The organism is Streptomyces sp. JLBG701 (assembly GCF_058544905.1).
On record NZ_CM178588.1, the window covers coordinates 6,916,530 to 6,938,204 of the forward strand.

Consider the following 21,675-nt stretch of genomic DNA (forward strand, 5'->3'; position numbering starts at 1 on the left):
TGGTCATGTGAAGTCCGCGTAGGCGAGGTGGGCCCCGCAGACCCGGCATCGGAAGAGACACGCGGTCGGCTGGTCGTCCTTGTCCAGCGAGTCGAGAAACTCCTCGACCTGGTCGGGCGGCCACTTCCACGTCACCGTAGTGCGTCAGCCAGTACGGGGCAGCACACGCATGCCTCGTCGGAGGTGGCTACGGAGCCGGTGGCCACCGGGTTGGGGTGGTACGGGAACTGCGGGAGGGCGGGGCGTCGGCGGGGTTCCGGTTGCGGGTTGATGACCTGCGCGATCGCCTGTCCGGTCAGGGACGCGGGGGGTATCACGATCGCTTCCCCCCGGAGGCTCTCCGGAAGGTGTTTCCGATCGGCCTCGCTCGGCAGGATCGCCGGGCAGTCCAGCGGCATGACCACCGCGCCGGTCCGGCGGGCGAGTTCGGCCACGAGGTCGAGGATGCGTCCGGTGGCGAAGCGGCTGAACGTGAGTCCGCGGGCATCACCGTAGACCTCTGCTCCTCCGCCGTCCTCGGCTTCGAGATCCCAGGACTCCGGGAGACCGGCGGCCGGCATTCCGCCCAGGGTGACGGGGCTGAGGACTTCCCGTATCGCGGTCTCGTCCATCGGGGCGGGCTCGCGGTCGACGAACCGCCACATGTACATGGTGTAACTCACGGTGCCCCTTTCCACGAGGGGATTGGTCATGATCCAGTCAAGCGGGCACGTTACTTCAGGCAGGTGCCGAGGGGCTTGGGCGAGGGGCTGACCGCCGTCGCGATTTCCGAAATCGGGCACGAAGTGCCGTGTTCGGGCGGCTTTTCGAGCCTAGGCTGCGGCGCATGTGCGGAATCGTGGGATATGTGGGGGCGCAGTCGGCGCTCGATGTCGTGATGGCCGGGCTGAAGCGGCTGGAGTACCGGGGGTACGACTCGGCGGGTGTCGCCGTGTTGGCGGATGGGGGGATGGCTGCCGCGAAACGGGCCGGGAAGCTGGTCAATCTGGAGAAGGAGCTGGTGGAGCGGCCGCTGCCGGCGGGCTCGACGGGTATCGGGCATACGCGGTGGGCCACGCATGGCGGGCCGACCGATGCCAACGCCCATCCCCATCTCGACAACGCGGGGCGTGTCGCCGTCGTGCACAACGGGATCATCGAGAACTTCGCCTGTCTGCGGGCCGAGTTGGAGGAGCGGGGGCACCGGCTCGGCTCCGAGACCGACACCGAGGTTGTCGCCCATCTGCTCGCCGAGGAGTTCTCGGACTGCGCCGATCTGGCGGAGGCGATGCGGATGGTGTGTCGGCGGCTCGAAGGGGCGTTCACGCTGGTGGCCCTGCATGCGGATGCGCCCGATGTGGTCGTCGGGGCGCGGCGGAACTCGCCGCTCGTGGTGGGCGTTGGAGAGGGCGAGGCCTTTCTCGCCTCGGACGTCGCCGCGTTCATCGCCCACACGCGGTCGGCGATCGAGCTGGGTCAGGACCAGGTGGTGGAGCTGCGCCGGGACGGGGTCACGGTGACGGGCTTCGACGGCCGTCCGGCCGAAGTGCGCTCGTATCACGTCGACTGGGATGTGTCGGCCGCGGAAAAGGGGGGCCATGACTACTTCATGCTCAAGGAGATCGCCGAGCAGCCCAAGGCTGTCGCCGATACCTTGCTGGGGCGTATCGACGCGTCCGGTTCACTGACGCTCGACGAGGTGCGGATCCCTGCCGGGGAGCTGCGGGAGGTCGACAAGGTCGTCGTCGTGGCCTGCGGTACGGCCTTCCACGCCGGGTTGATCGCCAAGTACGCCATCGAGCACTGGACGCGTGTGCCGTGCGAGGTGGAGTTGGCGAGCGAGTTCCGGTACCGGGATCCGATCCTGGACCCGCGCACTCTGGTCATCGCCATCTCGCAGTCCGGCGAGACCATGGACACTCTGATGGCACTCCGGCACGCCCGTGAGCAGGGTGCGAAGGTGCTGGCCATCTGCAACACCAACGGTTCGACGATTCCTCGTGAGTCGGATGCGGTGCTGTACACGCATGCGGGGCCCGAGGTCGCCGTCGCCTCGACCAAGGCGTTTCTGACGCAACTGGTCGCCTGCTATCTCGTCGCGCTGTATCTGGGGCAGGTGCGGGGCACCAAGTGGGGCGATGAGATCGGGGCCGTCATTCGGGACCTGTCGCAGATCTCCGGTGAGGTCGAGCAGGTCCTGGAGACCATGGAGCCGGTGCGGGAGCTGGCCCGTTCGCTCGCCGACAAGAACACGGTGCTGTTCCTGGGGCGACACGTGGGGTATCCGGTCGCGCTGGAGGGTGCGCTCAAGCTGAAGGAGCTCGCGTACATGCACGCCGAGGGCTTCGCGGCGGGCGAGCTGAAGCATGGGCCGATCGCTCTGATCGAGGACGACTTGCCGGTGGTCGTGGTCGTGCCCTCACCTCGGGGGCGGTCCGTCCTCCACGACAAGATCGTGTCCAACATTCAGGAGATCCGGGCGCGGGGTGCGCGGACGATCGTGATCGCGGAGGAGGGGGATGAGGCGGTTGTGCCGTACGCGGATCACTTGATCCGGATTCCGGCTACGCCGACCTTGCTGCAGCCGCTGGTGGCCACGGTGCCGTTGCAGGTGTTCGCTTGCGAGCTGGCTACGGCTCGGGGGAACGAGGTGGATCAGCCTCGGAACCTGGCGAAGTCGGTGACGGTGGAGTAGGGCGGGGGCGGCTTGAGGGCCGCGACGAAGGTGGTGAAGGCTCCGGTCGGGAAGGCGAGGGTGGCCCTGGCCGGGGTCTTCGTGTCGCGGACGGCGACGTGGGTGGGGGAGTTCGCTATCTCCACGCATTCGTTGCCGTCGCCCGGGCCGGAGTAGGACGACTTCCGCCAGTTGTCGGGGGTGGTTGGGCATCCCCGAGGGCAAGGCGGCGGGCGACTTCGATGTCACCGAGTCGGATGAGGGGCTCGCCAGGGTCCGGGCCTGCGTCGACTTGTGGTGGCTTGGGTGCGACTCGCATCCTGCGAACAGATCACCACAGGGTCCGCGCATCTGTACGATTCGCAACATCAACAGGCCTTGCCGGGGGGATAGTTCGGCGGGGCCTCTCGACGTCACTGTGGGGGATCACATGCGTATGCGTGCTGCGGCCGTCGTTCTTTCCGGCGCTGTCGTTCTTTCGGCTCTCGCTCTTCCGGCCGCCGCCCAGGCGTCGGTGCGTCCGGGTGCGTCGGCGGATCTCAGAGCCTTCTCCGCTACGACCGTTCAGCCGAGGGACGCGCTGGGCGGCACCACCTTCTCGGACGCGGTCATCAACGGCGGCAAGGACATCGTCCTCGGCACGACCACCAAGAAGTCCGTCACCGTCACGTACACCGCCAAGGACGAGGACGGCGTCGCCCTCACCGTGGCCTTCCTGTGGCAGGGCACCGACAGTTCGAGCACGGACACCATCACCGGTTCCCTGGGGACTGACGAGGACGCCACCTGCACGGAGTCGACGACCGAGCAGGGCGTCTACAGCTGCAAGGCGGTCTTCAACATCGACGCCGCGAGCGACTTCAAGGACGGCAACGGCGTTGCCGGGACCTGGAAGTTCTTCCTCGGCGCCTACGACCTCTACGCGAACGCCAGCTACAACGACGACGTCGCCAGGACCAAGATCAAGCGTGCCGCCAAGCTGACCGCCAACGCCTCTCCCGAGCCGGTGACGAAGGGCAAGACCATCACGGTCACCGGCAAGCTGAGCCGCGCCAACTGGACCACGGGCAAGTACGCGGGTTACGCGACCCAGCCGGTGGTGCTGCAGTTCCGCAAGAAGGGCACCACCACCTACACGAACGTCAAGGGGATCAAGTCCTCCTCGACGGGCGCCCTGAAGACCACGACCAAGGCGACCGTCGACGGCTACTACCGCTTCGCCTTCGCCGGCACCGCCACCACCGGCAAGGCGACGGCGACCGGTGACTTCATCGACGTCAGGTAGGTAGACGTCAAGTAGGTAGGTCCTGCCCCGAAAGACGCTCCCCGTGCCCGTAAGGTGCCCGGCATGAGCATCATCGGGGTCGGAATCGACGTGGCCGAGATCGACCGGTTCCGGGCGTCCCTGGAGCGAACGCCCGGACTGGCCGAACGGCTGTTTCTGAAGAGCGAGTTGCTGCTGCCCAGCGGCGAGCGTCGGGGGGTTGCCTCGCTTGCCGCTCGCTTCGCGGCCAAGGAGGCCCTGGCCAAGGCGCTGGGTGCGCCGGCCGGGCTGCACTGGACCGACGCCGAGGTCTTCGTCGAGGACAGCGGGCAGCCGCGCCTGCGGGTGACGGGGACGGTGGCGGCCCGCGCGGCGGAGCTCGGGGTGCGGTCCTGGCACGTCTCGCTGAGCCACGACGCGGGGGTGGCGTCGGCGGTGGTGGTGGCGGAGGGGTAGCCACCCGCGAGCCCTCTCTGCCCCCGCCGGGGAAGCGGTGGCCGTGAAGAAGTGACCGTTTCGAGAGAGACTCGGCTTCATGCGTACTGCGTACAGCGTGGAGACGGTCAGGGCCGCTGAGCGGGAGCTGATGGCTCGCCTGCCCGAGGGTGCACTCATGCAGCGGGCGGCGGCCGGACTGGCAGTCGCCTGTGGGCAGTTGATGGGGCGGGTGTACGGCAGTCGGGTCGTACTGCTCGTCGGGAGCGGGGACAACGGGGGCGACGCGTTGTACGCCGGGGCGCGGCTTGCCCGGCGGGGGGCGGGGGTTGCGGCCGTGCTGCTCGCGCCCGAGCGGGTGCATGCGGGTGGGCTGGCTGCCCTGCGGCGGGTGGGGGGCCGGGTTGTCGCCGGTACGGCGGCCGGTGCCGAGGAGTTGATCGAGGGGGCCGATCTCGTCGTCGACGGCATTGTCGGGATCGGGGGGCGGGGCGGGTTGCGGCCGGATGCGGCGCGGCTCGCCGACGTGGTTCGTAGGGCCCGTGCCGCCGTCGTCGCCGTCGATCTGCCCAGTGGCGTCGAGGCGGACAGTGGTGAGGTGCGGGGGGTGGCCGTACGGGCTGACCTGACCGTCACCTTCGGGACGCACAAGCCGGGGCTGCTGGTCGATCCGGCTCGGGAGTATGCCGGGTCGGTGCGGCTTGTCGATATCGGGCTTGGGGATGTCCTTCCTGTCGAGGCCGAGGTGGAGGCCTTGCAGCATGTTGATGTCGCGGGGTTGCTGCCTGTGCCGGGGGCGGCGAGCGACAAGTATCGGCGGGGGGTTGTGGGGGTTGCTGCCGGGTCCGCTCGATATCCCGGGGCCGCCGTGCTTGCCGTCGCCGGGGCCTTGCGGGGTGGGGCTGGGGCCGTGCGGTATGTGGGGCCGGCGGGGGGTGCGGTGATCTCGCGGTTTCCCGAGACATTGGTGTCCGACCGGGGGGCCAAGCAGGCCGGGCGGGTGCAGGCGTGGGTTGTGGGGCCTGGGGCGGGCGATGATGCTTCGGCTGTGGGGGAGGTGCTGGGGATGGATGTGCCGGTGCTGGTGGACGCGGACGGGTTGCGGCTGGCGGAGGTGGCGGCTGTGCGGGGGCGTACCGCGCCGACCTTGATGACTCCCCATGCGGGGGAGGCGGCGGCGTTGTTGGGGGTTTCGCGGGGGGAGGTCGAGGGGGCTCGGCTGGATTCGGTGCGGGAGTTGGCTGGGCGGTATGGGGCGACGGTGCTGCTCAAGGGGTCGACCACGTTGGTGGCTGACTCCGGGGGTGGGGCGGTGCGGGTTAATCCGACCGGGACGGCTTGGTTGGCTACGGCCGGGAGTGGGGACGTGCTGTCCGGACTCGCGGGGTCCTTGTTGGCGGCGGGGCTTTCGGCTGTGGATGCGGGGAGTGTGGCGGCGTATTTGCATGGGCTGGCCGGGAGGTTTGCGGCTGATGGGGCGCCGGTGGGGGCGCATGATGTGGCGGATGCGATTCCGGGGGCTTGGCGGGATGTTCGGGGGTGAGTGGGTGGTGGGGGTGAACGTGGCGGTTTCTCGCCCCCGCCGCCCCTACCCGTCCCATCCCTGGGGGCTGCGCCCCCAGACCCCCCTTTCGGCCCTGAAGGGGCCTTGTCCTCAAACTCCCCCAGAGGGGGGACCCCCAGACGGGCTGAAAACACCGACCGGTATCTAGAAGTGCGGGGTCAGCGAGTGGCCCCACGGCCGCGCCACAACCAGCGTCCACCGCAACCCCGCCCCTCACTCCCCGAACTGCGTACGTACGAGTGACCTCTCAGCGCGGCTCCTCCCGGCGCCCCGCCGGGCCACGTTTCTCTGATCGCATGATCAGCAGACGTATCGCCTCCCGGAGTCTCGCGGTGGTGCTTGCCGCGGTGACCCTTCTCCCCGTTGGTGCCGTCGGGATCGCGCACGCCGAACCCGTACCCCCCGTATCCCCCGTACCCCCCGTACCTCCTGCATCCCTCGCCCCCGCCCCCGCCCCCGGCCCCGAAGCCCAGCTCGTCCCCGGCGTAGCCCTCCGCCCCCATCAGCCCTGGCAGATCGACACGCCCGACCAGCTCCTCGCGCCCAAGGTGTACGTCCCCACCGCCCAAGAGGACGCCGTCGAGCCCAGGGACGCGACCGAGGGGACGTATGACCTCATCGAATACGTGCCTCTCGGGGACGCTGCCGCGCGCGTGGCCTGCAGTAATCAGGTCGGGCCCTATCAGCGGCAGGTCGAGCGGTGGCTGAAGCTCAAGGTCGATGGGAAGCAGTCGGGCGCTGACTGCGAGGTCATTCGGGCGTTTCAGGTGAAGCAGAAGATCAAGCCTGCGATTGGGTTCGCGGGGCCCGTTACCTGGTATCGGATGATGCTCATGTCCGCGATGAAGAATCCCAATGCCGGGAAGAAGTGTCCGGTGCGGACGTACCGCGTCGCTTGTGTCGATCTCAATCGGCAGGTGACCTGGGTGCAGAAGGGGAAGAAGGTCGTCTTCGGGCCGGTGCCCATGCGGAGTGGGCGGGCTGGGTACGGGACGCGGCTGGGGTGGCACAAGATCTTCTGGAAGCACAAGAACCACGTGTCGACGATCTACGGCACCGCCATGCCCTACTCCCAGTTCTTTGATGGCGGGCAGGCCTTCCACGCCGTCTACGGCAGCATCTACACCACCGTCGGGTCGTGGGGGTGCGTCAATCTGCGGATCGGTGACGCCCGGAAGCTTTGGGGTGTGCTGAAGACCGGCGACCGGGTTTACGTCTGGGGGCATCGGACCGGCACGTAGACGGACGTCATCCCTGTGCTGTCGGACCCCTCTGAGACACTGGGGGCGCTATGAACGAGACAGCACCTCCGCCGACCGGAACCGCGCCCTTGCGGGCCCGCGCCGAGATCGACCTGGCCGCCCTGCGAGCCAACGTGCGGGCCTTGCGTGCCCTGGCGCCCGGCGCTGCCCTCATGGCCGTCGTCAAGTCCGACGCGTACGGGCATGGGGCCGTGCCTTGTGCCCGGGCGGCCGTCGAGGCCGGAGCCTCCTGGCTTGGTACCGCCACGCCGGAAGAAGCCCTCGCGCTGCGTGCCGCAGGTCTTTCCGGGCGCATCATGTGCTGGCTCTGGACTCCCGGGGGGCCTTGGAAGGAAGCCGTCGAGGCCGATCTCGACATCTCCGTCAGCGGGATGTGGGCCCTCAGGGAAGTGAGAGAAGGGGCGCTTGCCGCCGGGCTCGCCGCCCGGATCCAGCTCAAGGCCGACACCGGGCTCGGGCGCAACGGGTGCCAGCCCGGCCGCGATTGGGCCGAACTCGTCGACGCCGCCCTGCTCGCCGAACGCGACGGGCTCGTCCGTGTCACCGGGCTGTGGTCCCACTTCGCCCGCGCCGACGAGCCCGGGCATCCCTCCATCGACGCCCAGCTCGCCCTCTTCCGGGAGATGGCGTCGTATGCGGAAGAGAAGGGCCTGCGGCCCGAGGTGCGGCACATCGCCAACTCGCCCGCCACTCTCACCCGTCCCGACACCCACTTCGACCTCGTCCGCACCGGCATCGCCGTCTACGGCATCTCGCCCAGCCCCGAGATCGGTGCCCCCGCCGACTTCGGGCTGCGGCCGGTGATGACGCTGGCCGCGTCGCTCGCGCTGGTGAAGCACGTTCCGGGGGGTCACGGCGTCAGTTACGGGCATCACTACGTCACCCCCGGCGACACCACCCTGGGCCTCGTGCCCGTCGGTTACGCGGATGGCATTCCGCGGCACGCCTCCGGTACCGGACCCGTGTTGGTCGGTGGGAAGTGGCGGACCGTTGCCGGGCGGATCGCGATGGATCAGTTCGCCGTCGATCTGGGGGGCGACGAGCCCGAGGCGGGTGCGGAGGCCGTTCTGTTCGGGCCCGGTGACCGTGGGGAGCCCACCGCCGAGGACTGGGCGCAGGCGGCGGGGACCATCGCGTACGAGATTGTCACGCGCATCGGAACACGTGTTCCGCGCGTCTATGCGAATGAGGGGTACGAGAACAAGGGGCACGAGAACAACGGGGACGAGGCAGCCGACGGAGTGCGGAGCCCAGACGCCAAGAGGAGCGGTACGTGAGCGAGAGCAGCGCGGAGGTCGTCGCGGACGCAGCCTCGGCGGTCGTCGCCTCCGCCACGGGGGCGGCCCAGAACTGGCGCAGGGCGACCGGTGTCGTGGGGGTCGCGATAGGCGTGGTCGCCGCGGGTGCCGCCGCCGGTGTCGCCATAGAGCGGATGACCGTCGGGCGCGGGATGCGACAGAAGGCGCGGCTCGCCCTCGACTCGACCGGGCCGTACGGGTCGCTGCGCGGGACCCCGGGCAAGGCGTACGCCGATGACGGCACCGAGTTGTACTTCGAGGTCGACGACATCGACCCGGAGGCCGTGCCCGCGCTCACCCCGCGCCGGCGTCGGCTCTTCGGGCGCAAGGCCCCGGCCCCCGTCACCGTCGTCTTCAGTCACGGGTACTGCCTGAACCAGGACTCCTGGCACTTCCAGCGGGCGGCGCTGCGTGGCGTCGTACGGACCGTGCACTGGGACCAGCGCAGTCACGGGCGTTCCGGGCGCGGGGTCGCGCAGGAGCGGGACGACGTGCCGGTCAGCATCGACCAGTTGGGGCGTGACCTGAAGGCCGTTCTCGACGCGGCCGTGCCCGAGGGGCCGATCGTGCTGGTCGGGCACTCCATGGGCGGGATGACCGTCATGGCCCTTGCCGATCAGTATCCCGAGCTCATCCGGGAGCGCGTGGTCGCCGTCGCCCTCGTCGGTACGTCTTCGGGGCGGCTCGGTGAGGTGAACTTCGGGCTGCCGGTGGCAGGGGTCAATGCCGTGCGGCGGGTTCTACCCGGTGTGCTGAAGGCGCTCGGGCAGCAGGCCGCGCTGGTGGAGCGGGGGCGGCGGGCCACCGCCGATCTGTTCGCCGGGATCATCAAGCGGTACTCGTTCGCGTCCCGGGACGTCGACCCGGCCGTCGCCCGGTTCGCCGAGCGGATGATCGAGAGCACGCCCATCGATGTCGTCGCCGAGTTCTATCCGGCCTTCACCGACCACGACAAGACCGAGGCCATCGCCGGCTTCGCGGACATGCCGGTGCTCGTGCTGGCCGGGATCGGCGATCTCGTCACGCCCAGTGAGCACAGCGAGGCCATCGCCGACCTGCTGCCCGACGCCGAGCTCGTGCTCGTACCGGACGCCGGGCACCTGGTCATGCTGGAACACCCGGAAGTGGTCACCGACCGCCTCGCCGACCTGCTCACCCGCGCGGGTGCCGTGCCGGCAGGGGCTACCGTAAGTGGCTATGGAAGCACCAGCGGCACCGCACGACCCGGCTGAGTCGTCAGCCGAGTCAGCCGAGCCAGCCGAGACATCAGCAGTGCAGATCACCGTCAATTCGCCTGAATCCATGCGGGAGTTGGGCCGCCGACTCGCCAAACTGCTGCGGGCCGGCGACCTCGTGATGCTGACCGGGGAACTCGGCGCGGGCAAGACGACGCTCACGCGCGGGCTCGGCGAGGGGATGGGCGTGCGCGGCGCCGTCACGTCCCCGACCTTCGTCATCGCCCGCGTCCACCCCTCCCTCGGCGAGGGTCCGCCCCTCGTCCACGTCGACGCGTACCGGCTCGGCGGCGGTCTGCACGAGATGGAGGACCTCGACCTCGACGTCTCGCTGCCGGAGTCCGTGATCGTCGTCGAGTGGGGCGAGGGCAAGGTCGAGGAGCTGACCGACGACCGGTTGCAGGTCCTCATTCACCGGGCTGTCGGGGACACCACGGACGAGGTACGGCACGTGACGGTTGCCGGGCTCGGGGAGCGGTGGGCGAGCGTCGATCTGAGCGTGCTCTCGGCCTGAGAGCCCGTGACAGCCCTGAGAGGTCCGTGAACGTTCCGACAAGACGTCGGCAAGTTGTTGCTTTCGGGGTCTTGCGCGTGGTCACATGGTATCCAGTCCGTAGTTAGGTCTGCCTAACTACGTCCGCCCCCGGCCCCCAGGAGGCGTCCATGTCAGCCACGGAACGAGACAAGGCGCGGCCTCGCGCGCTGTCCGGGGTGTCCATGCGTGACCTGCTGGCCTCCTGCGCCGCCGCGAACGCGATCTCGACGCCGCCGCGCGCACCGGATCGGACCACTCCCGAGAAGCCGGCCGCGCGGCCCAAAGCCGCGTGAGCGCTCCGCTGGTTACGCGGTTCGTCTGCTGCGGGCCGGTGGGGGCTGGTCGCGCAGTTCCCCGCGCCCCTTACGGGTGCTGCAGTACCGTGGCGGACTTCGCCGAGGCAGCCCGGGCCCCGTTCTCTACCGGATCACTACGACCGTCTCGCCGATCGTCGCGAAGTCCCACATCGCGTCGCCGTCCGGGCGGGATTCGCGGATGCCGCCCGTCTTCACGGTCGGGTCGGCTGTCGGTGTCGAGCCCTCCACCGCCGCGCTGAAGCCGATGACCACGCCGTCGACGCTGGTGAAGCGGACGACGTGTTCGATGGGCGTGCCGTCGGAGCCGGTGACCGACTTCGAGCGGGACGTGACCGCGTAGGTGCCGGGGAGTGGGTCGACGTCGCTGGGCGTGACCTGGAACGTGCGCTTCACCCTGTTTCCGGCGTCCACCAGCCACACCCGGTCGTCGTCCACCGAGTACACGACCCGCTGACCCGCGCCGGAATGGGCGGGCAGGGCGGCGGGGCGCGTCTTGTCCCGGGGGGCCTTCGCGGCGGTGGCCAGGGGTGAGGCGCTCGCGTGGTGCTCGCCGAAGGTGGCCGGGGCCGTGGCGGAGGCCTGATAGGCGAGGAAGCCGACTGTCGCGAGGGCCGCCGCGGTCAACCCGGCGACGATCTCCGTGCTGCCGGCCATCGGCGCCCACCTCTTCCTCGTATGACTGCGTATGACTCTTACATCCTGATTTTGGTGACCGCAGGTGACGGTAGCAGTCGGCGTACGCCCCACCAGCACGGCAGTGCCGCCGCCTGCGGAGCCGTAGGCTGTTTGCGTGCTCTTGCTCGCTCTGGATACCGCCACTCCCGCCGTCACCGTCGCTCTGCACGACGGCACGGACGTCATCGCCTCGTCGAGCCAGGTCGACGCGCGTCGGCACGGGGAGCTGCTGCTGCCGGCCGTGGACCGGGTGCTCGCCGAGGCCGGGCTCAGGCTGGACGCCGTCACCGGGATCGTCGTCGGGGTCGGGCCCGGCCCGTACACCGGGCTGCGCGTCGGGCTGATGACCGCCGACACCTTCGGACTCGCGCTCGGCGTCCCCGTGTACGGCGTGTGCACGCTGGACGGCCTCGCCTACGCGTCCGACATCGCGAAGGGGCCCTTCGTCGTGGCCACCGACGCGCGGCGCAAGGAGGTCTACTGGGCTCGGTACGCCGACTCGCGGACCAGACTCACCGAGCCCGCCGTCGACCGGCCCGCCGACATCGCCGACCAGGTCGCGGGCCTGCCCGCCGTCGGTGCGGGCGCGCTGCTCTACCCCGATACCTTCCCCTACGTCCACGAGCCCGAGCACGTCTCCGCGGCCGCCCTCGCCTCGCTCGCCGCCGAGCGGCTGGCGGCCGGCGAGGAACTTGCCGAGCCCCGGCCGCTGTATCTGCGCCGCCCCGACGCGCAGGTGCCCAAGAACTACAAGGTGGTCACCCCCAAGTGACCGAATCCGTGACGCCGCGGCTGCGCGAGATGCGCTGGTGGGACATCGATCCCGTCCTGGCGCTGGAGAAGGACCTCTTTCCCGAGGACGCCTGGTCCCGGGGCATGTTCTGGTCCGAACTCGCCCACGCGCGCGGGGCGGGCGCGACCCGGCGGTACGTCGTCGCCGAGGACGACGGCCGGCTCGTCGGGTACGCCGGCCTCGCCGCCTCCGGTGACCTGGCCGACGTACAGACCATCGCCGTCGCCCGCGACCACTGGGGTACCGGGCTCGGCGCACGGCTGCTGACCGAACTGCTGCGGGCCGCGACCGCCTTCGAGTGCGCCGAAGTGATGCTGGAGTGCCGGATCGACAACATCCGCGCCCAGAAGCTGTACGAACGCTTCGGCTTCGAAGGCATCGGCTTCCGGCGCGGCTACTACCAACCGGGGAACGTTGACGCTCTCGTGATGCGCCTGACCGACCCCACCACTTCACTCAACGGCGTACAAGGAACCGAGATCCATGGCTGACTCCCGGGACGAGCCGCTCGCCCTCGGCATCGAGACCTCCTGCGACGAGACCGGCGTCGGCATCGTCCGCGGGCACACCCTGTTGGCGGACGCGGTCGCGTCCAGCGTCGACGAGCACGCCCGTTTCGGCGGGGTCGTGCCGGAGGTGGCCAGCAGGGCGCACCTGGAGGCGATGGTGCCGACCATCGAGCGGGCGCTGAAGGACGCGGGCGTCAGCGCCAAGGACCTGGACGGGATCGCGGTCACCGCCGGGCCCGGTCTCGCCGGTGCGCTGCTCGTAGGGGTCTCGGCGGCGAAGGCGTACGCCTACGCGCTCGGCAAGCCGCTGTACGGCGTCAACCACCTCGCATCCCATATCTGCGTCGACCAGCTGGAGCACGGCGCGCTGCCCGAGCCGACGATGGCCCTGCTGGTGTCCGGCGGGCACTCCTCGCTGCTGCTGTCCACGGACATCACCTCCGACGTACGTCCCCTGGGCGCGACCATCGACGACGCGGCCGGCGAGGCCTTCGACAAGATCGCGCGCGTGCTCAACCTCGGCTTCCCCGGCGGTCCCGTCATCGACCGGTACGCGAAGGAGGGCGACCCGTCGGCGATCGCCTTTCCACGCGGGCTCACCGGGCCCCGCGATCCCGCCTACGACTTCTCCTTCTCCGGGCTCAAGACGTCCGTGGCCCGCTGGATCGAGGCCAAGCGGGCGGCGGGGGAGGACGTCCCCGTACGGGATGTCGCCGCGTCCTTCCAGGAGGCGGTCGTGGACGTGCTGACCCGCAAGGCCGTACGGGCCTGCAAGGACGAGGGCGTCGACCACCTGATGATCGGCGGTGGCGTGGCCGCCAACTCACGGCTGCGGGTGCTCGCCCAGGAGCGGTGCGAGGCGGCCGGGATCCAACTCCGGGTGCCGCGGCCCAAGTTGTGCACCGACAACGGGGCGATGGTCGCGGCGCTGGGTGCGGAGATGGTGGCGCGGAATCGGTCGGTCTCCGACTGGGACCTGTCGGCGGACTCCTCGCTGCCGGTCACGGAGACGCACGTGCCCGGACAAGGTCACGATCATGTGCACGAGGCCGGCGAGGGGAACCTCTACTCGTGACTGTCGCCCTGATGTGGGAGGCCCGGGCGGTCGACGGGCGCGGGGGCGAGCTGCTGACCTGGGCCCGGGCGCAGGAGCTCCCGGGCGAGCCGCTGCGCCGGGAGACCTTCCGGGCCCCTCAGGACCGGGTGCTGGTCATCACCTGGTGGGACGCCGACTACGACGCCGTACTCCCCGAACTCCCGGAGCCCGACGGGGAGTTGGTGACCCGGGCCGTGCACCGGTGGCGGTTCGAGTCCGTGGACTAGGCGCGCTGCGCGACCGAGTACGACAGCTTCCACGGCTCGTCGGGGTCGTGCCCCCGCCACAGCAGTACGCCGTGCCTGCGTTCCGTCACCCCACCCCCGAGACCCCCGTCTCGCAGCGCAGCCGCCGGTCCGGCCCCAGCACCCGTTCCGGGCCCGTCAGTTGGAGCCGTGCCGTGTGCCGTACGTCCGCGCTCGATGCCGCCAACCGTAGTTCCAGCACGCCCGGTTCGACCACCCTTCGGCCGGAACGGCCGGTGAAGGCCGAGAGGTCCGCGTGGAAGCGGAAGGTGACTCGGCGCGACTCTCCCGGCTCCAACTCCACCCGCTGGTAGCCGATCAGGCGCATGTCCGGCCTGGTCACCGTGGCCACCGGGTCGTGCAGATACAGCTGGACGACCTCCGCGCCCGCGTGGTCGCCCGTGTTGCGGACCGTGACAGAGAGGTCGTAGGAGCCGTCCGTGGTGATCTGTGGAGTCGTCCCCCGGAAGTCCTCCCACGTGAACTCCGTGTACGAGCGCCCGTGTCCGAAGGCGTACAGCGGGGTCGGGTCCAGGCTGCTGACCTCGCCCGCCAGGCCCAGGGGCGGTTGCAGGTACGTCCACGGCTGGCCCCCGGGGACGTGCGGGACGCTCACCGGGAGGCGGCCGGACGGGTTGACGCGGCCCGACAGCACTCCCGCGACCGCCGGGCCGCCCTCCTCTCCCGGGAAGAAAGCCTGGACAGCTGCGCCCAGTTGGCCCTGCCAACGGCCGAGCGCGTAGGGGCGGCCGGTGAGCAGGACCAGGACCACCGGGACGCCCGTCGCGATCAGCGCGTCCAGCAACTCGCCCTGCACGCCCGGGAGTCGGAGGTCCGCCACATCGCAGCCCTCGCCCGAGGTGCCCCTGCCGAACAGGCCCGCACGGTCGCCGAGCACCGCCACGCACACATCCGCCTCCGAGGCGCGGGCCACCGCCTCCTCGAAGCCGGCCGGGTCCGGGTCCGAGGTGTCGCAGCCCTCGGCGAACGTCACCTTGGCGTCCGGGAGTTCGGCGCGCAGCGACTCCAGGACGGTGGGGATCGCGATGCCCAGGGGGGTGTCGGGGTGGTGGGGGAGCACGTGGGAGGGGAAGGAGTAGCAGCCCAGCATCGCCAGCGCGTCCGCCGCCCGCGGGCCCACCACCGCGATCCGGGTGTCCGGGGCCAGCGGAAGCAGGCCGTCGGGGTTGTCCAGCAGGACCACCGACTCCTCCGCCAACTGCCGGGCGAGGGCCCGGTTTTCCGCCGAGTCCAGGTCGATCGACTCCGTGGCCTCCGGCTGCCAGCTCTCGTCCAGCAGACCCAGCTCGCACTTCTGGAGCAGGACCCGCCGCGCCGCCCTGTCGATCAGATCCTCCGGGATCGCACCCGCCCGTACCGCCGCGATCAGCGGCCTTCCGTAGCACTTCAGCGTCGGCAGTTCCACGTCGATCCCGGCCGCGAGCGCCGCGTGCGCCGCCTCCGTGGGGCTGCCCGCCACCCGATGCAGGGTCTCCAGGAAGCCGATGCCGAAGTAGTCGGAGACCACCGTGCCGGTGAAACCCCAGTCCTCGCGCAGGAGTTGGGTGAGCAGATCCGGGTCCGCCGAGGCCGGGACCCCGTCCGTCTCGTTGTACGCCGCCATCACCGAGCGCGCGCCGGCCTCCCGCAGCACCAGCTCGAACGGCGGCAGCGTCACGTCCGCGAACTCCCGTACGCCCGCCCGCACCGGCGCCTGATTGCGGGCACCGACCGAGGACGCGTACCCCGCGAAGTGCTTCAGCGTGGCGATGACCCCGGCCGACTCCAGCCCCCGCACATAGGCCGCGCCGATCGTGCCCACCAGGTACGGGTCCTCGCCGATCGTCTCCTCGACCCGGCCCCAGCGCGGATCCCGTACGACGTCCAGGACGGGGGCGAGGCCCTGGTGGACGCCGACCGCGCGCAGGTCGCGGCCGATGCGCCGGGCCATCTCCTCGACGAGGGAAGGGTCGAAGCTCGCGCCCCACGCGAGCGGCACGGGGTACGCCGTCGCGCCCCACGCCGTGAAACCGGCCAGGCACTCCTCGTGCGCCAATGCCGGGATGCCGAAGCGGCCCGCCGCGGCGATCCGGCGCTGGGCGCGGGCCAGTGACTGCGCACCGAGCGCCGGGTCCACGGGGGCCGTGCCGAAGGGGCGGGTGAGCTGGCCGAGGCCGTGGGTGATCAGTTCGTCCCACTCGTAGTCGATCGTCATGTCGTGCTGGTGCGGGGCGACTCCGTCGCCGTCCGTGGCGGCGCCCACCCACACGCCGTAGAGCTGGGCGGTCTTCTCCTCCAGGGTCATCCGGGAGAGGAGGTCGTCGACGCGGGCGGCGGCGGGGAGAGAGGGGTCGCGCCAGGGAGCGGTGGTCATGAAACTCCTGTCGGGATGCGTGGGTTCAGCTGCCGCGGGCGAATGTTTCGGGGTTATTGTCGAATGTTCCGGGAACCTATGGCGGTGCAGGGGGTTCGTCAAGAGTTCGCGCAGGGATACGATCGCCGCCATGACACCCCCGGACTCCGCTGAATCCCAGACGGCAGGGCGGTCAAGCCAGACCGCGACGCTCGCCGAGATCGCCCGCGAGGCCGGCGTCTCGGCGCCGACTGTTTCGAAGGTCCTCAACGGTCGCGCCGACGTCGCCCCGGCCACCCGTAGCCGCGTCGAGGACCTGCTGCGTGCGTACGGCTATCGGCGGCGCCGGGCCGAGGCGAGCCGTTCGCCCCTGATCGACCTGGTCTTCCACGAGCTGGAGAGCGCCTGGGCGATGGAGGTCATCCGGGGTGTGGAGAACGTGGCGCGGGACGCCGGGCTGAGCGTCGTGCTGAGCGAGAGCGCCGGGCGGCTCACGCCGGGGCGGACCTGGGCCGACCAGGTCGCCGCCCGCCGCCCGCACGGGGTCATCCTGGTGCTGTCCGGGCTCGACGAGTCCCAGCGCGCTCTGCTGACCAGCCGGTCCATCCCGTTCGTGGTGATGGACCCGGCCGGCGACCCGGGCACCGACGTACCCTCGATCGGCGCCACCAACTGGCAGGGCGGGCTCGCCGCCACCCGGCACCTGGTCGAGCTCGGGCACACCCGGATCGGCGCGATCAGCGGGCCCTCGCAGATGATGTGCAGCCGCGCCCGGGTGGACGGCTACCGGGCGGCCCTTGAGACCGCCGGACTGCCGGTCGACCTCACGCTGATCGCCACCGGCGACTTCCACCACGAGGCCGGCTACCGGCACGGCCTCGAACTCCTGCGCCGCCCCGACCGGCCCACCGCGGTCTTCGCCGGCAACGACCTCCAGGCGCTGGGGCTCTACGAGGCCGCGCGCGAGCTGGGGCTGCGGATCCCGGAGGACCTGAGCGTCGTCGGGTTCGACGATCTGCCGGTCGCGCGTTGGGTGGGGCCGCCGCTGACGACCGTACGGCAGCCGCTGATGGAGATGGCCGAGGCGGCGGCGAAGCTGGTGCTGGAGCTGGGGCGCGAGGAGGAGTCGACGGCGGCTCGGCGGGTGGAGCTGGCCACGAGTCTGGTGGTGCGGAGCAGTACGGGGGCGCCGCCCGGGCGCGTTTCGTGACCGGGGTGGCCGGAAGTTGACGTATTGACGGGTGGGGCAAGCGTCTCCACACTCCTCCGAAGCCAATCGGTTGTTCAACCGAAACTTTCGGAGGCACCCGCAATGAGATCTCTGAGAACCGGCTTGTCCCTGCTTTTCCTGGGCGCGCTCCTGGCCACGGCCCCCGCCGCCCACGCCGCCGACACCCCGTTGCGCGACCTCGCCGCAGCGAAGGGCAAGGTCATCGGCACCGCCGTCACCGGCTCCAAGCTCACCGGCACCTACGGGGACATCGCCGGGGCGCAGTTCAACTCGCTCACCCCGGGCAACGCCATGAAGTGGGGGTCGGTCGAGCCCAGCCAGGGCACCTTCAACTGGGCCGAGGCCGACCAGATCGTCGCCTTCGCGCAGGCCCACAGTCAGCAGGTGCGCGGCCACACCCTCGTATGGCACAGCCAGAACCCGGGCTGGCTGACTGGCGGGAGTTGGACGCCGGCCCAGCTCAGCAGTCTGCTGCAGAACCACATCAGCACCGAAGTCGGCCGCTACGCGGGCAAGTTGGCCGCCTGGGACGTGGTCAACGAGCCCTTCAACGAGGACGGCACCTACCGCTCGACCCTCTGGTACAACGGCCTCGGCGCCGACTACATCGCCCAGGCCCTCACCTGGGCGCGGGCCGCCGACCCGAGCGCCAAGCTCTACATCAACGACTACAACGTCGAGGGCGTCAACGCGAAGAGCACCGCCCTCTACAACCTGGTCAAGTCGCTGAAGGACCGCGGCATCCCGATCGACGGGGTGGGATTGCAGGCCCATCTGATCCTCGGGCAGGTCCCGTCGACCCTCCAGCAGAACATCCAGCGCTTCGCCGACCTGGGCGTCGACGTGGCGATCACCGAGCTGGACATCCGGATGGCGCTGCCGGCGGACACCACGAAGCTGACCCGGCAGGCCGCCGACTACAAGGCCGTCATGAACGCCTGCGTCGCCGTGACCCGGTGCACCGGCGTCACCGTCTGGGGCTTCACCGACTCCGACTCCTGGATCCCCGGCGTCTTCCCGGGCTACGGGGCGGCGACACCGTACGACGAGAACTACGCGCCGAAACCGGCGTACTACGCGATCTCGGAGGCGCTCGGCGGGACGACGACCACGCCTCCGACGGGCGCGTGCACGGCGACGTACAGCGTCAGCAACCAGTGGAACACCGGGTTCACGGGCCAGGTGACCATCGCCTGCTCGGGCGCCTCGCTGGCGTCCTGGAAGGTGGGCTGGACGTTCGGTGCGGGTCAGCAGATCAGCCAGGCCTGGAACGCGACCTGCACGCAGTCGGGCGCGGTGGTCAGCTGCGTCAACGCCTCCTACAACGGGGCGGTCGCGGACGGCGGTTCGGTGAGCTTCGGGTTCAACGCGTCGTGGAGCGGGAGCAATCCGGTGCCGACCGTGACCCTGGGCTGAGGGTTGTGGTGCGTGGGCTGAGGTCATCCTGAGAAGTCCGACCGCCGCGCTGAGGCCGGAGTGAGAAGTCTGAGATTTCCCGAAGAATGGCGGTCTCGGGTCCCCGCTCGTAATAATTCGGACTTACGTTCCTGCCCGTGACTGGAGAAGACGAACACGAGGACGACAACGGGGGAACGGAAAGACGCGTGCGCCGGCGGTCCCGCCTGCTGATGGCCGCCGGCATCACGCTCGCCGGCGCCCTCGTGCTCGGCGTCGGCGCGGGCGGCTGGGCCTACTGGCACCTGAACGGCAACATCAAGAGCGTCGACATCGACAGCGCGCTCGGCGACAACCGCCCGGCGAAGTCGGTGACGACCCCGACACCGAACGCCTCGGCCTCCGCCTCCCCGCTGCCCACCGAGGCGGTGAACATCCTGGTCCTGGGCTCGGACTCGCGCAGTGGCAAGGAGAACCAGGCGCTCGGCGGCGGCAGCAGCTCGGGCGCCCGTTCCGACACGGCGATGATCTTCCACATCGACGCGGGGCGGACCGAGGCCACGGTGGTCAGCATCCCGCGCGACACGCTCGTCACGCGTCCGTCCTGCCCCTTGTCGTCGGGGGGTTCTACGGCGGTGGCGTACAACGCGATGTTCAACAGCGCCTACTCGGTGGGCGGTCCGGTCTGTGCGGTGAAGACCGTCGAGTCGATCACCGACGTCCGCATGGATCACTACATCGAGATCGACTTCTCCGGATTCGCGAAGCTGGTCAACGCCCTCGGCGGGGTCACGGTCACCACGGACGAGGACATCGACGACGAGGACAGCCACCTGACGCTCAAGGCGGGCACCCACCACCTCAATGGCACGCAGGCCCTCGCCCTGGCCCGCACCCGGCACGGCATAGGCGACGGCAGCGACCTCGGCCGCATAGGCCTCCAGCAGAAACTGGTGAAGGCCCTGCTGGAGCAGATCGCCTCGACCAGCCTCCTCACCGACCCCGCCGAGCTCTACGAGGTCGCCGACGCGGTAACCGACAGCCTCACCACGGACACCGGCCTCGACTCCCTCAGCGAACTGATCAGCCTGGCCAAGAGCCTGCGGGGCCTGTCCTCGGACAGCGTGAAGACGGTGATGATGCCGGTGGTGACCGCCCCCTCGGACGCCAACCGGGTGGTCGCGGACGAGCCGGAGGCGAGCGAGCTGTGGGCTTCGCTGAAGTAACGGGTTGGGTCGCGGTTCTGGCGTGGGCACAACCAACGGCGGCGGAGGTACGTCTCGTTCGGTGACAGTGTCGCCGTAACGAGGAGGTCGGCCGGTGTTCTCCGTGCGTTCGCATGCTCGTTGGGTGCGGCCTCTCGCGGCTGCGGGTCTGCTCTCCGTCGGCGCGGTGCCCGCCCTCGCCTGCGACCAGGGATCGACGGACACCCGCGCGACCGCCTCCGCGACCACCCTCGCCCCGCCGGCCGTCGCCGCCCACGACGACGACTTCAACGGTGACGGCTATCAGGACCTCGCTGTCGGCGCCCCGAAAGCCACCGTCGCGGGCAAGGCCAAGGCGGGCTACGTGGCGGTCATGTACGGCGGCCCGCACGGGCTGTCCCCGAACCGACGGACCGTCATCACCCGTTCCACGGACGGCATTCCGGGCAGCGCGACCGCCGGCCAGGGCTTCGGCACCCAGCTCTCCCTGGCCGACCTGAACGGCGACGGCCGCACGGACCTGGTCATCGGGATCGCCGCACGGTCGGGCGACGCGGTCGTCGTCTGGGGCGGCTCACGGGGTCTGACGGGCGACAGCACGTCGATCCCCGCCACGAACACCCAGGCCGGCGACTTCGACGGCGACGGCAAGGCCGACCTGGCGCTGTTCCGCACGGGTGCCTCCGCGGGCGACGACCCCCTGGGCACCACCGCCACCGTCTGGACCGGCCCGGTCGGCCGTGGCGGCACCCCGGCCGCGAAGACAGCCCTCGACCCCGACCGCCTGCGCTCCTACGACGTGGTCGACGGCGCCACCGGGGACGTCGACGGCGACGGCCGTGACGAGCTTGCCCTGCGCGTCTACTGCGGCGACGGCGTCTACTGCACCCGCTTCTACACCCCCTCCGCCACGGGCCTGACCAACCAGGAAGCCGCCATCCCCCAGGGCGACGGCGATGTGGCGCTGGGCGACCTCAACGGCGACGGGTACGACGACGTCGCCGTCGGCCTCACCTACGACGAACGGGTCCAGGTCGCCTACGGCTCGGCCGCAGGCGTGACCCCCTCCACCGCCTGGAAGTCGTACTCGCAGAACACCCCGGGCGTGCCGGGCACGGGCGAGTCGAACGAAGGCTTCGGCACGGCGTTGGCCACCGGCGACATCAACGGCGACGGCATCGACGACCTCGCCGTGGGCGCCCCCGGCGAGGAACTCGGCTACGACGACGGGGCCGGCGCCGTCGACATCCTGCGCGGGAGCCGCACCGGCCTGACCGGCACCGGCGCCCAGGCCTTCACCCAGGACACGCGGGGAATCCCGGGAACCGCAGAGCTGTACGACTCCTTCGGCGCCACGGTCCACCTCCTCGACACCAACGGCAACGGCCACGCCGACCTGGCAGTCGCGGCCCCGGGCGAGGACACCGGCAACGGTGCGGTCTGGCTCCTACGGGGCCGCCCGACGGGCCTCGTCACGGACGCGGCCCTGGCCTTCGGCGGACGCCGGATCGGGGCGCCGTACGCGAAGGCGGGGTTCGGGTACGAGCTCAACTAGCCTCGGGAACGGGGATGTTGTGCTCACCGAGGGCGACAACTGCGCGTGGCAGGGC

21 protein-coding genes and 1 pseudogene are annotated in these 21,675 nt (G+C 70.5%); 17 read left to right on the plus strand and 5 right to left on the minus strand.

The annotated features are described in order from the left end of the window. Positions 1-3: 3 nt before the first annotated feature. Both AC5DRG_RS32190 and AC5DRG_RS32195 read right to left on the minus strand, forming a co-directional pair. On the minus strand, positions 4-135 hold the full coding sequence (locus AC5DRG_RS32190) for a CbrC family protein (RefSeq protein ID WP_491802975.1): 132 nt from the start codon (positions 133-135) through the stop codon (positions 4-6). Further along, complete coding sequence (locus tag AC5DRG_RS32195; RefSeq protein WP_491802976.1) at positions 132-662, minus strand: CbrC family protein; 531 nt, start codon at positions 660-662, stop codon at positions 132-134. The genes AC5DRG_RS32190 and AC5DRG_RS32195 overlap by 4 nt, the downstream gene beginning before the upstream one ends. Before the next feature lie 164 nt (positions 663-826). Here AC5DRG_RS32195 and glmS point away from each other — a divergent pair, with 164 nt between their 5' ends. Then, a complete protein-coding gene (gene glmS / locus AC5DRG_RS32200) occupies positions 827-2,674 on the plus strand; it encodes a glutamine--fructose-6-phosphate transaminase (isomerizing) (protein ID WP_491802977.1) in 1,848 nt (615 codons plus the stop codon). Here the strand turns inward: glmS and AC5DRG_RS32205 are convergent. Continuing rightward, positions 2,635-2,853 (minus strand): annotated as a pseudogene (locus AC5DRG_RS32205) (DUF397 domain-containing protein); the annotation flags it as partial. The gene glmS and the pseudogene AC5DRG_RS32205 overlap by 40 nt on opposite strands. Positions 2,854-3,083: 230 nt before the next feature. Here AC5DRG_RS32205 and AC5DRG_RS32210 point away from each other — a divergent pair. The 8 genes from AC5DRG_RS32210 (at position 3,084) to AC5DRG_RS32245 (ending at position 10,539) form a co-directional block, all read left to right on the plus strand. Then, complete coding sequence (locus AC5DRG_RS32210) at positions 3,084-3,938, plus strand: hypothetical protein (RefSeq protein WP_491802978.1); 855 nt, start codon at positions 3,084-3,086, stop codon at positions 3,936-3,938. A 63-nt stretch (positions 3,939-4,001) separates the two neighbouring features. Next, positions 4,002-4,373 carry a holo-ACP synthase gene (locus tag AC5DRG_RS32215; protein WP_491802979.1) on the plus strand — a complete coding sequence of 124 codons (372 nt, stop codon included), beginning with the start codon at positions 4,002-4,004 and terminating at the stop codon, positions 4,371-4,373. Positions 4,374-4,452: 79 nt separating this feature from the next. Then, complete coding sequence (locus AC5DRG_RS32220; protein WP_491802980.1) at positions 4,453-5,895, plus strand: NAD(P)H-hydrate dehydratase; 1,443 nt, start codon at positions 4,453-4,455, stop codon at positions 5,893-5,895. Between the two features lie 317 nt (positions 5,896-6,212). Further along, positions 6,213-7,157, plus strand: coding sequence for a L,D-transpeptidase (locus AC5DRG_RS32225; RefSeq protein WP_491802981.1), 945 nt, complete (start codon positions 6,213-6,215; stop codon positions 7,155-7,157). Between the two features lie 50 nt (positions 7,158-7,207). After that, positions 7,208-8,455, plus strand: a complete 1,248-nt coding sequence (alr, locus tag AC5DRG_RS32230; protein WP_491802983.1) for an alanine racemase — start codon at positions 7,208-7,210, stop codon at positions 8,453-8,455. Then, positions 8,452-9,708, plus strand: a complete 1,257-nt coding sequence (locus AC5DRG_RS32235) for an alpha/beta fold hydrolase (RefSeq protein WP_491802984.1) — start codon at positions 8,452-8,454, stop codon at positions 9,706-9,708. Before alr ends, AC5DRG_RS32235 begins: the two co-directional genes overlap by 4 nt. Then, positions 9,674-10,225, plus strand: a complete 552-nt coding sequence (gene tsaE, locus AC5DRG_RS32240; RefSeq protein WP_491802985.1) for a tRNA (adenosine(37)-N6)-threonylcarbamoyltransferase complex ATPase subunit type 1 TsaE — start codon at positions 9,674-9,676, stop codon at positions 10,223-10,225. Before AC5DRG_RS32235 ends, tsaE begins: the two co-directional genes overlap by 35 nt. Before the next feature lie 149 nt (positions 10,226-10,374). Continuing rightward, positions 10,375-10,539, plus strand: coding sequence for a hypothetical protein (locus AC5DRG_RS32245; protein WP_491802986.1), 165 nt, complete (start codon positions 10,375-10,377; stop codon positions 10,537-10,539). A 126-nt stretch (positions 10,540-10,665) separates the two neighbouring features. Here the strand turns inward: AC5DRG_RS32245 and AC5DRG_RS32250 are convergent, their stop codons facing one another. After that, positions 10,666-11,217 carry a hypothetical protein gene (locus tag AC5DRG_RS32250; protein ID WP_491802987.1) on the minus strand — a complete coding sequence of 184 codons (552 nt, stop codon included), beginning with the start codon at positions 11,215-11,217 and terminating at the stop codon, positions 10,666-10,668. Between the two features lie 136 nt (positions 11,218-11,353). On the opposite strand from AC5DRG_RS32250, the gene tsaB reads away from it, so the two are divergent. Genes tsaB through AC5DRG_RS32270 form a run of 4 tightly spaced genes read left to right on the plus strand, consistent with a single transcriptional unit; the run spans position 11,354 to position 13,863 of the window. Continuing rightward, entirely contained in the window at positions 11,354-12,010 is a 657-nt protein-coding gene (gene tsaB, locus AC5DRG_RS32255) for a tRNA (adenosine(37)-N6)-threonylcarbamoyltransferase complex dimerization subunit type 1 TsaB (protein WP_491802988.1), read from the plus strand. Continuing rightward, positions 12,007-12,522, plus strand: a complete 516-nt coding sequence (rimI, locus tag AC5DRG_RS32260) for a ribosomal protein S18-alanine N-acetyltransferase (protein ID WP_491802989.1) — start codon at positions 12,007-12,009, stop codon at positions 12,520-12,522. Before tsaB ends, rimI begins: the two co-directional genes overlap by 4 nt. Further along, a complete protein-coding gene (tsaD, locus tag AC5DRG_RS32265) occupies positions 12,515-13,615 on the plus strand; it encodes a tRNA (adenosine(37)-N6)-threonylcarbamoyltransferase complex transferase subunit TsaD (RefSeq protein ID WP_491802990.1) in 1,101 nt (366 codons plus the stop codon). Before rimI ends, tsaD begins: the two co-directional genes overlap by 8 nt. Continuing rightward, a complete protein-coding gene (locus AC5DRG_RS32270) occupies positions 13,612-13,863 on the plus strand; it encodes a hypothetical protein (RefSeq protein ID WP_491802991.1) in 252 nt (83 codons plus the stop codon). The genes tsaD and AC5DRG_RS32270 overlap by 4 nt, the downstream gene beginning before the upstream one ends. Positions 13,864-13,948: 85 nt before the next feature. Here AC5DRG_RS32270 and AC5DRG_RS32275 read toward each other — a convergent pair whose 3' ends face one another. Continuing rightward, entirely contained in the window at positions 13,949-16,255 is a 2,307-nt protein-coding gene (locus AC5DRG_RS32275) for a beta-xylosidase/alpha-l-arabinosidase (protein ID WP_491802993.1), read from the minus strand. A 130-nt stretch (positions 16,256-16,385) separates the two neighbouring features. Between AC5DRG_RS32275 and AC5DRG_RS32280 the strand changes: the two genes are divergently transcribed. From AC5DRG_RS32280 to AC5DRG_RS32295, 4 genes are all read left to right on the plus strand, one after another. Next, positions 16,386-17,444, plus strand: coding sequence for a LacI family DNA-binding transcriptional regulator (locus AC5DRG_RS32280; RefSeq protein ID WP_491802994.1), 1,059 nt, complete (start codon positions 16,386-16,388; stop codon positions 17,442-17,444). 102 nt (positions 17,445-17,546) lie between these two features. After that, positions 17,547-18,881 (plus strand): glycoside hydrolase family 10 protein, encoded by a 1,335-nt coding sequence (locus AC5DRG_RS32285; protein WP_491802996.1) that lies wholly within the window; start codon positions 17,547-17,549, stop codon positions 18,879-18,881. A gap of 137 nt (positions 18,882-19,018) precedes the next feature. Beyond that, positions 19,019-20,086, plus strand: coding sequence for an LCP family protein (locus tag AC5DRG_RS32290; protein WP_491802997.1), 1,068 nt, complete (start codon positions 19,019-19,021; stop codon positions 20,084-20,086). Between the two features lie 124 nt (positions 20,087-20,210). Then, a complete protein-coding gene (locus AC5DRG_RS32295; RefSeq protein WP_491802998.1) occupies positions 20,211-21,620 on the plus strand; it encodes an FG-GAP-like repeat-containing protein in 1,410 nt (469 codons plus the stop codon). The last annotated feature ends 55 nt before the right edge of the window (positions 21,621-21,675 follow it).

Coding starts and splice junctions, on each gene's coding strand:
- glmS (WP_491802977.1), top strand. CDS start 827: ATGTGCGGAATCGTGGGATATGTGGGGGCGCAGTCGGCGCTCGATGTC.
- tsaE (WP_491802985.1), top strand. CDS start 9,674: ATGGAAGCACCAGCGGCACCGCACGACCCGGCTGAGTCGTCAGCCGAG.
- AC5DRG_RS32225 (WP_491802981.1), top strand. CDS start 6,213: ATGATCAGCAGACGTATCGCCTCCCGGAGTCTCGCGGTGGTGCTTGCC.
- AC5DRG_RS32285 (WP_491802996.1), top strand. CDS start 17,547: ATGAGATCTCTGAGAACCGGCTTGTCCCTGCTTTTCCTGGGCGCGCTC.
- AC5DRG_RS32210 (WP_491802978.1), top strand. CDS start 3,084: ATGCGTATGCGTGCTGCGGCCGTCGTTCTTTCCGGCGCTGTCGTTCTT.
- AC5DRG_RS32250 (WP_491802987.1), bottom strand. CDS start 11,217: ATGGCCGGCAGCACGGAGATCGTCGCCGGGTTGACCGCGGCGGCCCTC.
- AC5DRG_RS32215 (WP_491802979.1), top strand. CDS start 4,002: ATGAGCATCATCGGGGTCGGAATCGACGTGGCCGAGATCGACCGGTTC.
- AC5DRG_RS32280 (WP_491802994.1), top strand. CDS start 16,386: ATGACACCCCCGGACTCCGCTGAATCCCAGACGGCAGGGCGGTCAAGC.
- AC5DRG_RS32275 (WP_491802993.1), bottom strand. CDS start 16,255: ATGACCACCGCTCCCTGGCGCGACCCCTCTCTCCCCGCCGCCGCCCGC.
- tsaD (WP_491802990.1), top strand. CDS start 12,515: ATGGCTGACTCCCGGGACGAGCCGCTCGCCCTCGGCATCGAGACCTCC.
- alr (WP_491802983.1), top strand. CDS start 7,208: ATGAACGAGACAGCACCTCCGCCGACCGGAACCGCGCCCTTGCGGGCC.
- AC5DRG_RS32220 (WP_491802980.1), top strand. CDS start 4,453: ATGCGTACTGCGTACAGCGTGGAGACGGTCAGGGCCGCTGAGCGGGAG.
- AC5DRG_RS32245 (WP_491802986.1), top strand. CDS start 10,375: ATGTCAGCCACGGAACGAGACAAGGCGCGGCCTCGCGCGCTGTCCGGG.